The 15,151-nt window shown below is 72.9% G+C and carries 18 protein-coding genes; 11 read left to right on the top strand and 7 right to left on the bottom strand.

Annotated features, from left to right (window positions below; all coding sequences use genetic code 11):
• Window positions 1–28 precede the first annotated feature (28 nt).
• The 3 genes from ACZ43H_RS19430 (at window position 29) to ACZ43H_RS19420 (ending at window position 2,407) form a co-directional block, all read left to right on the top strand.
• Complete coding sequence (locus ACZ43H_RS19430; protein ID WP_464585666.1) at window positions 29–1,057, top strand: ScyD/ScyE family protein; 1,029 nt, start codon at window positions 29–31, stop codon at window positions 1,055–1,057.
• A gap of 74 nt (window positions 1,058–1,131) precedes the next feature.
• The gene (dps, locus tag ACZ43H_RS19425; protein ID WP_464585664.1) at window positions 1,132–1,686 is read left to right on the top strand and encodes a DNA starvation/stationary phase protection protein Dps; all 555 of its coding nucleotides are present in this window, start codon (window positions 1,132–1,134) and stop codon (window positions 1,684–1,686) included.
• Between the two features lie 61 nt (window positions 1,687–1,747).
• Entirely contained in the window at window positions 1,748–2,407 is a 660-nt protein-coding gene (locus ACZ43H_RS19420; protein ID WP_464585663.1) for a hypothetical protein, read from the top strand.
• A gap of 16 nt (window positions 2,408–2,423) precedes the next feature.
• On the opposite strand, the gene ACZ43H_RS19415 is transcribed toward ACZ43H_RS19420, so the two are convergent.
• The 5 genes from ACZ43H_RS19415 to ACZ43H_RS19395 form a co-directional block, all read right to left on the bottom strand.
• Window positions 2,424–3,296 (bottom strand): phosphatase PAP2 family protein, encoded by an 873-nt coding sequence (locus ACZ43H_RS19415; RefSeq protein ID WP_464585662.1) that lies wholly within the window; start codon window positions 3,294–3,296, stop codon window positions 2,424–2,426.
• On the bottom strand, window positions 3,293–4,084 hold the full coding sequence (locus ACZ43H_RS19410) for a VTC domain-containing protein (RefSeq protein ID WP_464585660.1): 792 nt from the start codon (window positions 4,082–4,084) through the stop codon (window positions 3,293–3,295). Before ACZ43H_RS19410 ends, ACZ43H_RS19415 begins: the two co-directional genes overlap by 4 nt.
• The gene (locus ACZ43H_RS19405) at window positions 4,074–4,733 is read right to left on the bottom strand and encodes a DUF4956 domain-containing protein (protein WP_464585658.1); all 660 of its coding nucleotides are present in this window, start codon (window positions 4,731–4,733) and stop codon (window positions 4,074–4,076) included. Before ACZ43H_RS19405 ends, ACZ43H_RS19410 begins: the two co-directional genes overlap by 11 nt.
• A 72-nt stretch (window positions 4,734–4,805) precedes the next feature.
• A complete protein-coding gene (locus ACZ43H_RS19400; RefSeq protein WP_464585656.1) occupies window positions 4,806–6,254 on the bottom strand; it encodes an ATP-binding protein in 1,449 nt (482 codons plus the stop codon).
• Complete coding sequence (locus tag ACZ43H_RS19395; RefSeq protein ID WP_464585654.1) at window positions 6,251–6,940, bottom strand: response regulator transcription factor; 690 nt, start codon at window positions 6,938–6,940, stop codon at window positions 6,251–6,253. The genes ACZ43H_RS19400 and ACZ43H_RS19395 overlap by 4 nt, the downstream gene beginning before the upstream one ends.
• 54 nt (window positions 6,941–6,994) lie before the next feature.
• On the opposite strand from ACZ43H_RS19395, the gene ACZ43H_RS19390 reads away from it, so the two are divergent.
• Complete coding sequence (locus tag ACZ43H_RS19390) at window positions 6,995–8,251, top strand: MFS transporter (protein ID WP_464585653.1); 1,257 nt, start codon at window positions 6,995–6,997, stop codon at window positions 8,249–8,251.
• Here the strand turns inward: ACZ43H_RS19390 and ACZ43H_RS19385 are convergent.
• Window positions 8,232–8,417, bottom strand: coding sequence for a hypothetical protein (locus ACZ43H_RS19385; RefSeq protein ID WP_464585652.1), 186 nt, complete (start codon window positions 8,415–8,417; stop codon window positions 8,232–8,234). The genes ACZ43H_RS19390 and ACZ43H_RS19385 overlap by 20 nt on opposite strands.
• Window positions 8,418–8,588: 171 nt before the next feature.
• Between ACZ43H_RS19385 and ACZ43H_RS19380 the strand changes: the two genes are divergently transcribed.
• The 3 genes from ACZ43H_RS19380 to ACZ43H_RS19370 all read left to right on the top strand — a co-directional run bounded on the left by ACZ43H_RS19380 (window position 8,589) and on the right by ACZ43H_RS19370 (window position 11,057).
• Complete coding sequence (locus ACZ43H_RS19380; protein ID WP_464585650.1) at window positions 8,589–9,089, top strand: glutathione peroxidase; 501 nt, start codon at window positions 8,589–8,591, stop codon at window positions 9,087–9,089.
• Complete coding sequence (locus tag ACZ43H_RS19375; RefSeq protein ID WP_464585648.1) at window positions 9,086–9,562, top strand: SRPBCC family protein; 477 nt, start codon at window positions 9,086–9,088, stop codon at window positions 9,560–9,562. Before ACZ43H_RS19380 ends, ACZ43H_RS19375 begins: the two co-directional genes overlap by 4 nt.
• 115 nt (window positions 9,563–9,677) lie before the next feature.
• Entirely contained in the window at window positions 9,678–11,057 is a 1,380-nt protein-coding gene (locus ACZ43H_RS19370; protein WP_464585646.1) for an NAD-dependent malic enzyme, read from the top strand.
• A 30-nt stretch (window positions 11,058–11,087) separates the two neighbouring features.
• Here the strand turns inward: ACZ43H_RS19370 and ppgK are convergent, their stop codons facing one another.
• Window positions 11,088–11,846 (bottom strand): polyphosphate--glucose phosphotransferase, encoded by a 759-nt coding sequence (gene ppgK, locus ACZ43H_RS19365; protein WP_464585645.1) that lies wholly within the window; start codon window positions 11,844–11,846, stop codon window positions 11,088–11,090.
• Window positions 11,847–11,963: 117 nt separating this feature from the next.
• On the opposite strand from ppgK, the gene ACZ43H_RS19360 reads away from it, so the two are divergent.
• The 4 genes from ACZ43H_RS19360 to ACZ43H_RS19345 all read left to right on the top strand — a co-directional run bounded on the left by ACZ43H_RS19360 (window position 11,964) and on the right by ACZ43H_RS19345 (window position 15,135).
• Window positions 11,964–12,509 carry a DUF4232 domain-containing protein gene (locus ACZ43H_RS19360; protein ID WP_464585643.1) on the top strand — a complete coding sequence of 182 codons (546 nt, stop codon included), beginning with the start codon at window positions 11,964–11,966 and terminating at the stop codon, window positions 12,507–12,509.
• A gap of 18 nt (window positions 12,510–12,527) precedes the next feature.
• Complete coding sequence (locus ACZ43H_RS19355; protein ID WP_464585641.1) at window positions 12,528–13,169, top strand: PadR family transcriptional regulator; 642 nt, start codon at window positions 12,528–12,530, stop codon at window positions 13,167–13,169.
• A 149-nt stretch (window positions 13,170–13,318) separates the two neighbouring features.
• On the top strand, window positions 13,319–14,377 hold the full coding sequence (locus ACZ43H_RS19350) for an ATP-binding cassette domain-containing protein (RefSeq protein WP_464585639.1): 1,059 nt from the start codon (window positions 13,319–13,321) through the stop codon (window positions 14,375–14,377).
• A complete protein-coding gene (locus tag ACZ43H_RS19345) occupies window positions 14,374–15,135 on the top strand; it encodes an ABC transporter permease (RefSeq protein WP_464585638.1) in 762 nt (253 codons plus the stop codon). Before ACZ43H_RS19350 ends, ACZ43H_RS19345 begins: the two co-directional genes overlap by 4 nt.
• Window positions 15,136–15,151 lie beyond the last annotated feature (16 nt).

The raw sequence follows: 15,151 nt of genomic DNA, 5'->3' as shown, positions 1-15,151 counted from the left end.
ACCCTGCCGGACCCTGACGGAGGCTCTCATGCGTCACCCCCGCACCATCCTCGCGTGCGCCGCGGCCCTCGCGGCGCTCACCGCCTTCACCACCACCAGCCCTGCCGCGACGGCTCGCGCGCCCCAGGTGCCCACGGGGGCCTGGTGCGTCGGCGACCACGGGCACAGCCGGATCCTCGTCCGCCACCTGCAGGGCTCGGTCGGCAGCACGGTCGGACCCGACGGTGCGCTCTACGTGCCCGAGGGCATCCCCGGGCGCATCACCCGGATCGACCCGCGCACCGGGCACAGGTCGGTCTTCGCCACCGGACTGCCCCCACGGGTCGTCGAGGGGTTCGGCGGCGCGGTCGACGTCGCGTTCGTCCACCGCACGGCGTACGCGCTGGTGACCCTCGTCGGCAGTGACGTGGGCGGCAGCAGCACCGTCGGCGTCTACCGCATCGACGGACGGCACAAGGCCACGGTCGTCGCCGACATCGGGACCTGGGCCATCGACCACCCACCCGTCCCGGACTTCTTCGTCCCGAGCGGCGTGCAGTACGCCATGCAGCCCTACCGCGGAGACCTGCTCGTCACCGACGGTCACCACAACCGGGTGCTCAGGATCGACCTCGACGGCGCGGTCGGTGCCAACGTCTCCGAGGTGATCGCGTTCGACGACATCGTGCCCACCGGGCTGGACGTGCGCGGCGGCACCATCTACCTGGCCGAGGCCGGGCCGGTCCCGCACCTGCCGCGGAACGGCAAGGTCGTCACCTTCACCACGAGCCACCCGGTCGCCGAGCAGATCGCGAGCGGCGCCCGGCTGAACGTCGACGTCGAGCTCGGGGCCGGCCACCGGCTCTTCGCGCTCTCCCAGGGCAGGTTCCCCGTCGGCAACGACGAGGGGACGCCGGCGGCGCCGAACACCGGGGCGCTGATGCGGGTCAACGACGACGGCACCATGACGCGCGTCGTGCGGGGCCTCGACCGCCCGACGTCGATGGAGCTCATCGGGAGCACCGGGTACGTCGTGGGCCTGGCCGGTCAGGTCTGGAAGGTCACGTGCCTGGGCTGATCACCGAGCAGTGGGAGCGTGAATCTTCAACCACACCCCGTTTGTGGTGCGTGCGGCCGGGTAACGGAGAGGGCATGGCGACCAACAAGAAGCTCCACTACACCGTGCCCGGCATGACCGAGAGCGACGCCGTCCGCGTCGTCGAGCTGCTCCAGGACCGGCTGCACGCCTGCAACGACCTCCACCTCACCCTCAAGCACGTCCACTGGAACGTCGTCGGCCCGCACTTCATCGCGGTGCACGAGATGATCGACCCCCAGGTCGAGGCCGTCCGCGGCTTCGCCGACGACCTGGCCGAGCGGATCGCGACCCTGGGCGGCTCGCCCCTGGGCACCCCGGGCGCGCTGGTCCAGGCGCGCAGCTGGGACGAGTACAGCATCGGCCGGGCCACCACCCAGGAGCACCTCGGGGCGCTTGACTTCGTCTACCAGGGCGTGATCACGAGCTACCGCGACGGCATCAAGGAGCTCGACGACCTCGACCTGGTCACCCAGGACATGTTCATCGCGCAGACCGAGCAGCTCGAGCTGTTCCACTGGTTCGTGCGGGCGCACCTCGAGGACAAGGGCGGCCACCTGTCCACCTCCGGCGCGGACTCCGAGCGGGAGGCCGCCGACAGCGCGGGCTGACGCGTCGTACGACGACCGGGGCGCGGGCCGACGCGACCGGTGGGGTCTGGATACTGACCCCATGAAACGCGGCCTGCGCCCCCGCTCGTTGCTGCTCGTCCTGCTGGTCGCGGTGCTGGTCAACCTGCCCGTCGCGCACGACGGGTGGACCCGCTGGCGGGTGGAGCGGTCGGGGACCGACGTGACCGCGACCGTCGTGGACCACACGGTGATCGGGAGCGGGTCGGGCGCGGACCACTACCTGTCCTTCCGCTACGCCAAGGCCGTCGACCCCGACCGGCGCACATGGTCGGTCGAGGTCGACGCGGCGACGTACGCCGCCGCCGTGGCCGACGAGCGGCTCGCGGTGCGCGTGGTCGAGGGCGACCCCGGGGCCTACACCGTCGACGGCGAGGTCACCAGCCGGCTCGGCCTCGTCCTCACCCTGCTGGCCGACCTGGTCCTCGTCGCCGTGGTCCTCCTCGTCTGGCGCCTCGGCGGCCGCCGTCGACCGCGGCTGTTCGTGGTGGCGACCACCGACGTGGCGAGCTGCGAGCGCGGCACCGCGCTGGAGCGGATCAGCGGGGACCTCTACCTGGTCCGCGGCGAGGTCTCGGCGATCGAGGGGGACCGGATCGTGCTCGACCTCGGCGACCGCGAGGTCGCGGTGACCCTGGACGGGCACCGCAACGCCGTCGGCCGCCACGAGTCCGCCGAGGTCCACGGGCGGCTCGTGGGCTGACCGCACCGGTGGCGCCTCAGGACGCCGGCACCGGCTCCTGGCCGCGCGTGACGAGGAGGTACTCCCCGATCATGTCGCCGAGCAGGGCGCCGGCGGTGATGTCGCTGGGCACGTGCCCGGCCATGTAGACCCGCGACCACGCGACCTCGTCCAGCGTCCACCGGTAGTCCTGCGCCCGGTGCGGGGAGCGGCCGGTGAGGTACGTCGACGCCGCGGCCCCGGCGGTCGCGTGCCGCGAGGGGTAGGAGCAGGGGCAGACCTGGCCGGGGGTGACGGTGTGGTCGGGACGCAGCGAGGGGTCGACGACGTACGGCGCCGACTGCTGGTACTTCGCGCCGAGGTCGTCGGCGACCTGCTTGGCCATCGACAGGGCGTCGTCGACGTCGGTCTTCAGGGTGTCCCCGGTGCCGGACGGGAGCAGCTCGGCCTGGTCGTGGGCGGCCAGCTTCCAGACGTCCTTCTTGCCGTAGGCTTCCAGCCAGGTCGCGGCCGCGACCCCGGCGTCGGTGCGGGTGGGGGCGATGGCCTGGACCTCCTTGATCTCCCGGGCCCGGTCGGTGGCCGAGGGCGGCGGGGGCAGGGTCTTCTCGAGCCAGGCGGTGAACGCGGCGTCGTCGGGCGTCGCGCCGTGCCGGCTCCACCAGCCGGCCATCAGCCGCTCGGCACGTGGCTGCTGCCGGTCGATGCGCTGCCCGAGCGGCCCGATCGCACTGTCGGGGAAGAGCGCCGGCGGCGGATCGGCCTCGATCCGGTCCTTGGCCGAGGTGTTCACGAACGTGGAGTAGGCCCACGGGGCCACGGCGCCGCCGAGGACCGCGAGCGCCGCGACGACCGCGATGACGACGAACCGGCGGCGACGGCGAGGGGCTCGGGCTGGGGACGTGCTCATGCGATGGCCTCCTGGAGGTGCAGCTGCCGGCCGCGCAGCCTGCGGACGTCGTTGTCGGGGATGTCCGCACGCAGCAGGGACGCGGCGGAGACGTACTTGGAGAAGGAGCGGGGGCGGGCGCCGAGGGCACCGAGCAGCGCGTCGGCGCTCCCGGGCCGCAGCCCGCCCTTGGTCTCGACGAGCACCCAGTCCTCGTCGACCCAGACCCGGCCGCCGCCCAGCGAGCACTCGACGCCCCAGTCGAGGGTCACCCGCAGCGACGCGGCGGTGTCGGCCAGCGTGAGGCGCTGGTAGTCGACGCGCATCGACGGTCCGAGGGACGACACGTCGACCTCGACCCCGCGGTCGCGCAGGGCGGCGGTGGCGAAGGTGGCCTCGTCGTCGCCGAGCCGGCCGTGCTGGTCGGGGTGGCTCAGGGCCACGCTCTTGCTGGTCACGCCCCGGCCGTCGCGGGTCTTCACCTCGAAGCGGCACAGTCGGTCCTCGACGTACATCCGGCTGCGCACCTTCCACCGGCGCCGGCGGCGCTGGACGTGGTCGCGGCAGGCGTCGAGCCGAGGCGTGTCGAAGTAGACCGAGGAGTACGACGTGGTGCGGCGGCCGTCGATGGTCAGGACGCGGTAGGTGTCCGGCAGCCGGTCGAGGAAGGCGCTCGCCAGCCGTCGGTCCACGAGGTACTTCCGGTCGACGCGGGTCAGCTGGGCGGCCTCGACGACGACCTCCTCGAGCCCGACGCCGGCGCGCTCACCCGTCGCGAACGGGATGCTGCGCAGTCGCTCAGCGGGCACCGGCGGCCTCGCTCTCGGCGGCGTCGACGCGGGCGGTCGCCGCCTGGGCGTCCGCCCAGGCCCACCAGGTGTCCTCGACCGCCACCCGGACCCGCACCCGGGTGGTGTCGCGGACGAAGTCGACCTCGTCGACGGTGAGGCCCACCGGCTCGAGCCCCATCCGCTCGCGGACCTCGGCGGTGACGGCCTCGGAGTCGGTCAGGGCGCGGTCCAGGGTCAGCCGAACTACCCGGGTCGGGCTGGTCACCCGCGACTCGTCGGTCAGCCAGATCGCCACCAGCAGCACCACGTCGAGCGCGACGACGAGGGCCAGGTTGCGCTCGGGCAACCCGTTGACGAGGGCCAGGATCAGCGCCACGAACGTGTAGGCGACGTCCTTGAGGGTGAACGCCGCGCTGCGCAGCCGGACCAGGCTGAGCAGGCCGAAGAGCCCGAACCCGATCCCGGTCGGGAAGTCGCCCGAGCCGATCGCGGACACCGCCGCGAACAGCCCGATGTTGAGAGCGGTGAACACCAGCGTCATCTCGGGTGCCGCCGCGCGCCGGCGGTAGAGCACACCGACGAGCACGAGCATGGACAGCACGTCCAGGCCGAGCCGGGCCGGGCCGCCGAGGTTGCCGAGCGCGCTCGACAGGAGGTCGTTGAGCATGTGAGAGGCCTTTCGCCATCGGGACGGTGGCCACGCTAGGAACGCAACGTGAATCCCCGATGAAGCCCGGGCTCAGTCGGGGACGGGCAGCAGCACCGTGACGGTCATCCGGTCGTCGTGCTCGCAGGGGACGTCGGTGCCGGCGCCGTACCGCTCGTGGTGCCCACCGGAGCACAGCCGGAGCTCGCCGCCGGCCCGGGTCACGAGGCTCTCGACGAGCGACAGGCCCAGCCCGAAGCCCTCGCGGGACCGGGAGCCCGCGGCGCGGGTGAAGCGCCGGGTGGCCGTGGCGAGCAGCTCGGGCTCCATGCCGGGGCCGCAGTCGGCGACGCGGAGCCGGGCGTGCGCACCGACGGTGTCGACGGACACCACGACCGGGGGCGCTCCGTGCCGGGCGGCGTTGTCCAGCAGGTTGCCGACCAGCTGGCCCGCGGCGGCCTCGGACAGCGCCACCGCGGCCGCGGAGGCGTCGAGGCGGATGGCCCGGTCGAGGGAGGAGCCGCCGTGGTGGGTGGCGCGGTCCACCGCGTTGCGCCGCTCGACCTCGGCCCGGGCGACCGCGGCGAGGTCGCAGCCGCCCGCGTCCACCCGCTCGTGGCCGACGTCGAGCAGGTGGTCGGCGAGCTGCACCAGCCGGACCACGTCGGTCTCGATCTCGGCGAGGATCGCCTCGTGCTCGGCCAGCGTGCGGGACCTGCGACGGGCGAGCTGCAGCCGGGTGGTGAGCAGCGTCAGCGGGGTGCGCAGCTCGTGGCTGGCGTCGTTGACGAAGCGACGCTCCCGCTCGACCGCCTCCTCGAGGGCGGCGAGCATCGCGTTGAGGGTGTCGCCGAGCCGCGTCACCTCGTCGTTGCGACCGGCCGGCACCTCCAGGCGCACGCCGGTCGCGCCCCCCACGATGTCGGCGGCCTGGGCCCGGTAGCGCTCGACCGGCCGGAGCGCGAACCGGGCCAGCAGGTCCCCGACGAGCGCGGTGACCAGGAGGGCGCCGAGCCCGGCGACGGCCAGCTGGGCCAGCAGCTCGAGCAGGGCCTCGTCCCGGTGGTCGCGGCGTACGGCGACCACGAGCACCGCGGCCTCCTGGCCGGTGGGCAGCGGGGTGGCGTAGACCCGGAGCGGGTCCTGCGTGGTGGGCAGCAGCGCGCCGATGTCCTGCCGCACCGGGTCGTCGAGCGCCCGGCGCGCGGTGGCGGGCGAGATGAGGGGGCGGCCGCGCAGCGTCGGGCTGGCGGAGACGACCTGCCCGTCCCGGTCCAGCACCTGGTAGAGCTCGTTGCCCACGACCTGGCTGACGTCGGGGACCAGCTGGCCGTCGGGCTCGACCAGCGGGGCCAGCCGGCGCGTGTCGGCACTCAGGTCGCCGTCGAGCTGCCGGTCGAGGGCGAACTGCACGCGCCAGTAGACGAAGCCACCGGCCGCGGTGAGGACCAGCAGCATGGTCGCCGAGAACCCGGCCACCAGGCGCACCCGCAGGGGGAGCCGGGAGACCCGGCCGCGCAGGCCGCGGACCGCCCCGCTCACGGCCCCGCCGACGGCACGGGGTCGATCCGGTAGCCGGCGCCCCGCAGCGTGGTGATGGTGCTGGTGCCGAAAGGCCGGTCGATCTTGGCCCGCAGGCTCGCGACGTGGACGTCGATGACGTTGCTGCGCAGGTCGGTGTCGCCGTCCCAGACCTCGTCGAGGATGGTGAACCGGGTGACCAGGAGGCCGGCCCGCTCCATCAGCAGCCGCAGGATGTCGAACTCCCGGGCCGAGAGGTCGATCTCGACCTCGCCGCGGCGGACCCGCCGCGCGGCCGGGTCCAGCACCAGGTCGCCGACCCGCAGCGGCTGCTCCTCGTCGCCGACCGCACGCCGGTGCAGCGCGCGCAGCCGGGCCACCAGCTCGTCGAGGTCGAACGGCTTGAGCAGGTAGTCGTCGGCGCCGGCCTCCAGCCCCGCGACCCGGTCCGGCACGGTGGTCCGCGCGGTCAGCACGAGCACGGGCGTGCGCACCCCGGCCTCCCGCAGCCTGCGGCACACGGTGACGCCCTCGAGACCGGGGAGCATCCAGTCCAGCAGCAGCACGTCGTACGACGCGTCGCCGAGCGCGGCGCCGTAGGCCGCACGCCCGTCACCGACGACGTCGACCTCCCAGCCGATCTCGGCCAGGGACTGCTCGAGGAGGGCGGCCAGCCGGGGCTCGTCCTCCGCGACGAGCACCTTCACCTGGCTGTCCGTCCGCGCACGGCTCGACGGTAGCGTCCGTGACGTGAACGCCTCATGAAGACGACGGCGAACGTGCGGACGGAGCCGGCCTGGTCGCCGTGGCGCACGGTGGTGTGGTTCGGCGTCGTCAGCCTGGCCGCGGACATGGTCTACGAGGGTGCCCGGTCGATCACCGGGCCATACCTCGCGGCCCTGGGCGCCTCCGCGCTGGTCGTCGGCGTCGTCACTGGTGCCGGCGAGGCGGCCGCGCTCGTGCTCCGCCTGGTGTCCGGCCCGCTGGCCGACCGGAGCGGGGCCTACTGGCCGCTGACGATCGTGGGCTACGCGATGACCGCGGTGTGCGTGCCGCTGATGGCGGTCGCGCCGTTCCTGGGGGCGGCGGGGCTGGCGTTCGGCGCCACCATGGTGCTGCTCGAGCGCACCGGCAAGGCGGTCCGCAGCCCGTCGAAGTCGGCGCTGCTCGCGCATGCCGCCCGGTCCGTGGGCCGCGGCAAGGGCTTCGCGGTGCACAAGGCGCTCGACCAGGTGGGCGCGTTCGCCGGTCCCCTGGTGGTCGCGGGGGTCATCGCGCTGACCACCCGTACCTGGGCCGGCCTGGCGGTGCTCGCGGTGCCGGGTGCGCTCGCGATGGTGCTGCTGGTGGTGATCCGGGCGCGGGTCCCGGACATGAGCGTGTACGACGAGCCCGAACCGGACGTGGTGGTCGAGCCTGCGTCCCCCGCCGCGGGCCCCGCCGGGAAGCCCGCCGTGACACCCGCGCCGAAGCGGCTGCCCCGGGACTTCCACCTGTTCGCGCTGTCGTGCGCGGCGAGCACGCTCGGGCTGATGACCTTCGGCCTGATCGGCTTCCACCTCAGTGACGCCGGGCTGGTCCGGCCGGCGATGGTGCCGGTGGTCTACGCGGTGGCGATGGCGGTCGAGGCCGTCTCCGCCCTGGTGACCGGCCTGGCCTACGACCGGGTCGGCGCGCGGGTGCTGCTGGTGCTGCCGTTCCTGGTGGCGCTGGTGCCGCTGCTCTCCCTCGCCGACACCCTCGGCGTCGCGCTGGCGGGCGTGCTGGTGTGGGGCGCCGCCGTGGGGGTGCAGGACTCCACGGTCAAGGCGCTGGTCGCGGACCTGGTGCCGTCGGCGCGGCTGGCCACGGCGTACGGCGTCTTCGCGGCGTTCCAGGGTGCCGCCGCCCTCGCCGGGGGCCTGCTCGCCGGTGCCCTCTACAGCGGTGCGCGCGCCGACCTCGTGCTCGTGCTCGGCGCCTGCCAGGCGTTGTCGCTGGTGCTGCTGGTCGTGGTGCTCAGGCGGCGAGCCGGCTGAGGTCGGCGCCGTCCTGCTCGCCCGAGGGGCGCAGCGATGCGGTCTCCTCCTGCAGGGCGCGGCGCGCGGCCGGTGCGCCGTAGACCATGAGGACCAGCACCATCAGGATCGGCACGAGAAGCGTGAAGCCCATGGCACTGGCGGTGAACACGGCGACGAACGACATCTCGGGACTGCTCCTCCGGTGGGACACGGGGTTGGCCGGACAGGTCTGACGTGCCGTCCCCTCGAAGGAGACCGTGCTCGGTGGGGCCTTGGTGGAAACAGTGGTCCAGACCGGTTGGAGGGGTGATGTCGGCCACGGCACCGCGACCACCCCTTTGCCACACTCGGTGCCATGCCCACCCTCCACGACTTCGAAGCCCGCGGCATCGACGGCAGCACCGTCGACCTCGGTACGTTCTCGGGCCAGGTCGTCCTGGTCGTCAACACCGCCTCGCAGTGCGGGTTCACGCCGCAGTACCGCGGCCTGCAGGAGCTGCACGACACGTACGCCGGCCGCGGGTTCAGCGTGCTCGGCTTCCCGTGCGACCAGTTCGGCGGCCAGGAGCCCGGCAGCGAGGAGGAGATCGCGTCGTTCTGCGAGCGCAACTTCGGGGTCACCTTCCCGCTCTTCGCGAAGGTCGACGTGAACGGCGCCGACGCGCACCCGCTGTTCGCCTGGCTCCGCTCGGAGAAGCGGGGCCTGCTCGGCGGGCGGATCAAGTGGAACTTCACCAAGTTCCTCGTCGACCACGACGGGCGTGTGATCGGCCGCTACGGCCCGACCACGGCGCCGGAGAAGATCGCCGCCGACATCGAGGCCGCGCTGCAGGAGATGGACGAGGCCGCCGCATGACCCGCTTCTCCGCACGGACCGAGGCCCGGGCGGTGGTGGGGGCCGAGCGCGCCGACATCTGGGCCGCGCTGACCGACCCGGCGCTGGTGGCGCGGATGACGCCGTTCGTCACCCGGATCTCCGACCGCGGCGAGCACTGGTTCTGGGAGATGAGCAAGCTGCAGGTGGCCGGGGTCGGCGTGGCGCCGGCCTTCACCGAGCAGATGACGTTCACCGACAAGGAGCGCATCGAGTTCCACCACGACCCGCCGTCGGGCGAGAAGGAGCGGGCCGGCGCCTACGGGTGGTACGACCTCGGTGACCACGACGACGGCACCGTGCTGGCGACCCGGCTGGAGATCGCGGTCGACCTGCCGCTGCCGCGCGCCGCGGCGCCAGCGGTGCGCACCGCGATGCGGGGCGTGATGGCCACCATGGGGGACCGGTTCTCGCACAACCTGCTTGATCATCTGGGTGCTCCGCGCCGATCCTGAGTCGTGCTCCGCGCCGATCCTGAACCGTGCTCCGCGCCGGGCGTGAGCCGGGTTTCGGTCGTTTCGGTCCCGAGGTGACTTGCCCGTAACCACGCCCTCGGAGCAGGGTTCGACCATGGCCGCCACCACCTCGTCGTACTCGATCACCATGCGCCTGCACACCGCGCCCGACCACGGGGTGGTGGGAGCGGTCGCCACGGCGATCGCGCAGGCCGGCGGGATCGTGACCGCGATCGACGTGGCGGAGTCGAGCCACGACCGCCTCGTCGTCGACGTGACCTGCTCGGCCAGCGACGCCGACCACGCCCACGAGCTCGAGGTGGCGGTGGACCTCGTGGACGGCGTGCACGTCTACAAGACCAGCGACCGGACCTTCCTGCTGCACATCGGCGGCAAGATCGAGGTCACCTCCAAGGTGCCGCTGCGCAACCGCGACGACCTGTCGATGGCGTACACGCCGGGGGTGGGCCGGGTCAGCAAGGCGATCGCCGAGCACCCCGAGGACGTGTGGCGGCTGACGACCAAGGGCAACACGGTCGCGGTGGTGACCGACGGCTCCGCGGTGCTCGGCCTGGGCAACATCGGCCCCGGCGCGGCGATGCCGGTCATGGAGGGCAAAGCGGCGCTGTTCAAGCGGTTCGCCGACATCGACGCCTGGCCGATCTGCCTGGACACCCAGGACACCGACGAGATCGTGCGCGCGGTGGAGATGATCGCGCCGGGCTTCGGCGGCATCAACCTGGAGGACATCGCCGCGCCCCGCTGCTTCGAGATCGAGCGCCGGCTGCGGCAGAGCCTGGACATCCCGGTCTTCCACGACGACCAGCACGGCACCGCGATCGTGGTGCTGGCCGCGCTGACCAACGCGCTGCGGGTCGTGAAGAAGGACCTGGCCGGCGTCCGGGTCGTGGTCTCCGGCGGCGGCGCCGCCGGCACCGCCATCGTGACCCTGCTCCTCGCGGCCGGCGTCACCGACGTCGTGGTCGTCGACCGGGCTGGGGCGCTCTCCGCGGACGACGACTCCCTGGCCCCCGCGCACCGCGAGCTCGCCGAGGCCACGAACCCGCGCCGGGTGCGTGGCGACCTGCACACCGTGCTCGCCGACGCCGACGTCTTCATCGGGGTCAGCGCCCCCGGCGTGCTCAAGGCCGAGTGGATCGAGGACATGGCCGACGACGCGGTGGTCTTCGCGCTCGCCAACCCCGACCCCGAGGTCGACCCCGCCGAGGCGGAGAAGTACGCCGCGGTGGTCGCCAGCGGCCGGTCGGACTACCCCAACCAGATCAACAACGTGCTGGCCTTCCCCGGTGTGTTCCGGGGCCTGCTCGACGCGCGCGCCCACGAGATCACGACCGACATGCTGCTGCGCGCTGCGAAGGCGATCGCGCACGTGGTCAAGGACGACGAGCTGAACCCGAACTTCATCATCCCGACGGTCTTCCACCCGGACGTGCCCAAGGCGGTCGCCGCCGCGATCCGCGGCACGGCCGACTGAGCCCGGGGGCCTGGCCAGGCCCTCATCGGCTCAGAGGATCCCGGACTCCTCGCTGGCGTAGAGCGCGGCACCGACCACGCCCGCCTTGTTGAGCAGGGTGGCGGGGACGATCTCGGTGTCGAGGTCGAGCAGCGGGAGGAACTGGTCGGCCTTCTTGCTGACCCCGCCGCCGACGACGAAGAGCTCGGGGGAGAAGAGCCGCTCGAGCGTGCGGTAGTAGGTCGTGAGCCGGCCCGCCCACTCCTTCCACGAGAGGTCCTTCGCCTCGCGGACGCTGTTGGCGCTGCGCGTCTCGGCGGCCCGACCGTCGATCTCGAGGTGGCCGAGCTCGGAGTTGGGCACCAGCACGCCGTCGTACACCATCGCCGAGCCGATGCCGGTCCCGAGCGTGGTGACGATGACCAGGCCCATCCGGCCCTTCGCCGCGCCGTACCGCACCTCCGCGAGGCCGGCGGCGTCGGCGTCGTTGACCACGTGCACGTCGCGGCCGGTGGCCTCGGTGAACAGCGCGTCCGCGTCGGTGCCGACCCAGGAGTCGTCGATGTTGGCGGCCGAGTGCACGACGCCGTGGTGGACGATGCCGGGCACGGTCACGCCGACCGGCCCCTCCGAGTCCGGGAAGCGGGCCAGCAGGTCGACGAAGACCTCGGCCACCGCCTGGGGGGTGGACGGTTGCGGCGTGCGGATCCGCTCGCGCTCGACGGCGAAGTCGCCGGCCGCGAGATCGACCGGTGCGCCCTTGATGCCGGTGCCGCCGAAGTCGATGCCGACGGGGAGTTCCTTGGTCACGAGCCAAATCTCCACCGGGATCAGGGACCGAAGCAACTGGTCGGGGCCGCGGATGCGTGTTTCGGTCGAGGCGTCTTCGCGAGTGGCGCGGGGCCGCACACCGAGGAGGAGGTCACCATGACGAGGATGCGTAGCTGGGTCGGACCGCTGGCGGCGCTGGGGCTGGCGCTCTCGGGAACCCTGACCGGACTGGCCGGACCGGGCACGGTGGTGGGCGCCGGGACCACGGCGTACGCCGGAACCGTGGCCGCCTGCACCGCGCCGGCCATCGACGTGCGCAAGGGGCGTCTCGAGGGCGCGGCGGGCAGTCGCTTCCAGACCGTGCGCGTCATCAACACCGGCGGCCAGGCGTGCGCGACGCCGGGCTGGACCCGCTACCGGTTCTACAACCGCGACGGGCTGATCGGGTTCCGGTCGACGAGGAACCCGGGGTACGACCCCACGGCGGCGCCGGTGGTGCTGGGGGCCGGTGAGACCGGGCGGTCGACGCTCTCCTGGACCGACCCGGGGCCGGTGCCGCGCGCGAAGTGCCACCCGCGTCACGCCAGCGGGGTCCGGGTCAAGGTCGCGGGCCTGCCCGGCCACTACTTCCTGCGGATGGACGTGCGGGTCTGCACGACGAAGGCGTACCGCCCGCACGGGACGCGGATCTCCACCAGCTGACACTCCTACACTGCGCCTGTGGCCGCCCACGAGACCCGCATGCTGCTCCTGGGGGCGGTCGCGCTCTTCGAGCCCGTCAACGGCTACCAGATCCGGCGGGAGCTGGTCTCGTGGGAGGTCGACCGCTGGGCGCACGTGAACCCGGGGTCGATCTACAGCGGGCTGGCCACGCTCACCCGGCTCGGGCAGCTGGAGCGGACCGACCTCGTGGACGGCACGCGTGAGGTCGCGGTCTACGAGCTCACGGACGCGGGCCGCGAGGAGCTGCGACGGCTGATGCAGCAGGCCCTGGAGCGGGTCGACCTGTACGACGGTGTCGCGTTCCACGCGGCGTTCGGGCTGCTGCCGCTGATGTCGCGCGCGGAGGCCGTCGGGCACCTGCGCCGCCGCCTCGAGGGGCTGGGCGAGGCGGTCCGGCAGCTCGACGAGGTCGGGGCGGCGCCGAGCCCGCACGCCCCGCCGCACGCGATGACCGGGCTGCGGCTGCAACGGGACCGGGCAGCGGTCGAGCAGGCCTGGCTGGGTGAGGTGCTGGCCGACGTGGAGCGGGGCGGCCTGGACTTCCGGGGCGAGCCGTGGACGTGGGAGGCCCCGGCCGACGACCCCGGGTGGCAGATGCACCTGGACCGCGAGAAGTACCGCGCCCTGCTCGGCCGCTGACGCCTGCTCCTCCTCACCTCGCGTCTCGCGATGAGTCCTGGGCGTGGCTTCGGTCGGTACTCCCACGCCCCGCTGGGCGAAAGCGGTTGACGGCATCTGTTCAACCTTGAACACTGGGTATGTTCAAGGTTGAACACGAAGGGGAGAGCATGATCCACGCACGAGGACTGGTGCAGACGTTCCACACCGGTCAGGGCAGGAAGAAGAAGGAGGTGCGCGCCGTCGACGGCGTGGACCTCGACGTCGCCGAGGGCGAGGTGGTCGGGTTCCTCGGACCCAACGGGGCCGGCAAGACCACCACGCTGCGGATGCTGACCACCCTGCTGCGCCCCACCGCGGGCACGGCCACGGTGGCGGGGTGCGACGTGGTCCGCGAGCCGGTCCTGGTGCGGCGCAGCATCGGCTACGTCAGCCAGGTCGGCTCGACGTTCTCCGGCGCCTACGCGGGCGACGAGGTGGTCGACCACGGGATGCTCTACGGGATGCGCCGCGCGGACGCGGTCGCCCGGGGCCAGCAGCTCTTCGAGCAGCTGCAGCTGCAGGGGCTGTGGAAGCGGATGCCCAAGAACATGTCCGGCGGGCAGAAGCGTCGGCTCGACATCGTGATGGGCCTGATCCACGAGCCGAGCCTGGTCTTCCTCGACGAGCCGACGACGGGGCTCGACCCGCAGGCGCGGGCCAACCTCTGGGAGCACATCGCCGGCCTGCGGACCCGCAAGGGGGCGACGGTCTTCCTGACCACCCACTACCTCGACGAGGCCGACGCGCTGGCGGACCGGATCGTCATCATCGACCAGGGCCGGATCGTCGCCTCGGACACCGCCGACAACCTCAAGGCCCAGGTCTCCGGCGACCTCGTCGACCTCGAGGTCGCGGCCGACGACCAGGTCAGCGTCGCAGCCGAGCGGCTCGGCCACCTCAGCGACCGGGTCGACGTCGAGGGCCGCCACGTCCGGGGGCGGGTGCAGCGCGCGGGGCGCGTCGTACCCTCCCTGCTGCGCGAGCTCGACGGCGCCGGCGTCTCCCTGGACTCGATCGAGGTGCTCCGCCCGACGCTGGACGACGTGTTCCTGACCCTCACCGGTCGCTCGCTGCGGGACGCGGAGGCCGGCGACGTTGCCGACCCCTCGTCCGAGGCGACCGGCACCCCTCCCGACGGCGCCGCGGGTGTCGTCGCCGACCCCGTGCTCGAAGGAGCCGACCGATGAGCTTCCTCCGTGAGTCCTCCGTGGTGTTCCGCCGCCAGATCCGGATGAACCTGCGCAACCCCGCCTGGGTCCTGATCGGGATCATGCAGCCGGTGCTGTACCTGGTCCTCTTCGGCCCGCTGCTCAAGCCGCTGGTCGGCTCGTTCGACACCGGCACCACCAACGCCTACACGTTCCTGGTGCCCGGCCTGCTGGTCCAGCTGGGCATGTTCGGCGCGTTCTTCGCCGGCTTCGGGCTGATCGGCGAGTGGCGTGAGGGCGTCATCGAGGCGGAGCGCGTCACCCCTGCCTCGCGGTCGGCGCTGCTCGTGGGCCGGCTGATGCGCGACATCCTGCAGCTCCTCGTGCAGGCGCTGATCCTGGTCGGGCTCGGCTACGCGATGGGCATGCGGGGCTCGCTCGGCGGGGTCGCGCTGGGCATCGTGATCACGCTGCTGGTCGGCGGTGCCTGCGCGGCCGCGTCCAACGCGCTCGCGCTCACCACCAAGAGCGAGGACGTGATGGCCCCGGTCATCAACATCGTGATGATGCCGGTGCTGCTGCTGAGCGGGATCCTGCTGCCGATGACGATCGGCGCCGACTGGCTCAAGCGGACCAGCGACTTCATGCCGTTCCGCTGGATCGTGGACGCGGTCCGTGACGTCTTCGGCGGGGACCTGGCCAGCAGCCACGTGGCGTGGGGGACCGGCTGGGCCCTGGTGCTCTTCGCGCTCGCCTTCTGGTGGGGCACGGCGGTCTTCCGCAAGGAGAACGCCTGACTTTACAAAGCAGGAC

Source organism: Nocardioides sp. DN36 (genome assembly GCF_055380375.1).
The sequence above is the reverse complement of the archived record's forward strand: the minus strand, read 5'-3'. Positions and strand labels throughout refer to the sequence as shown.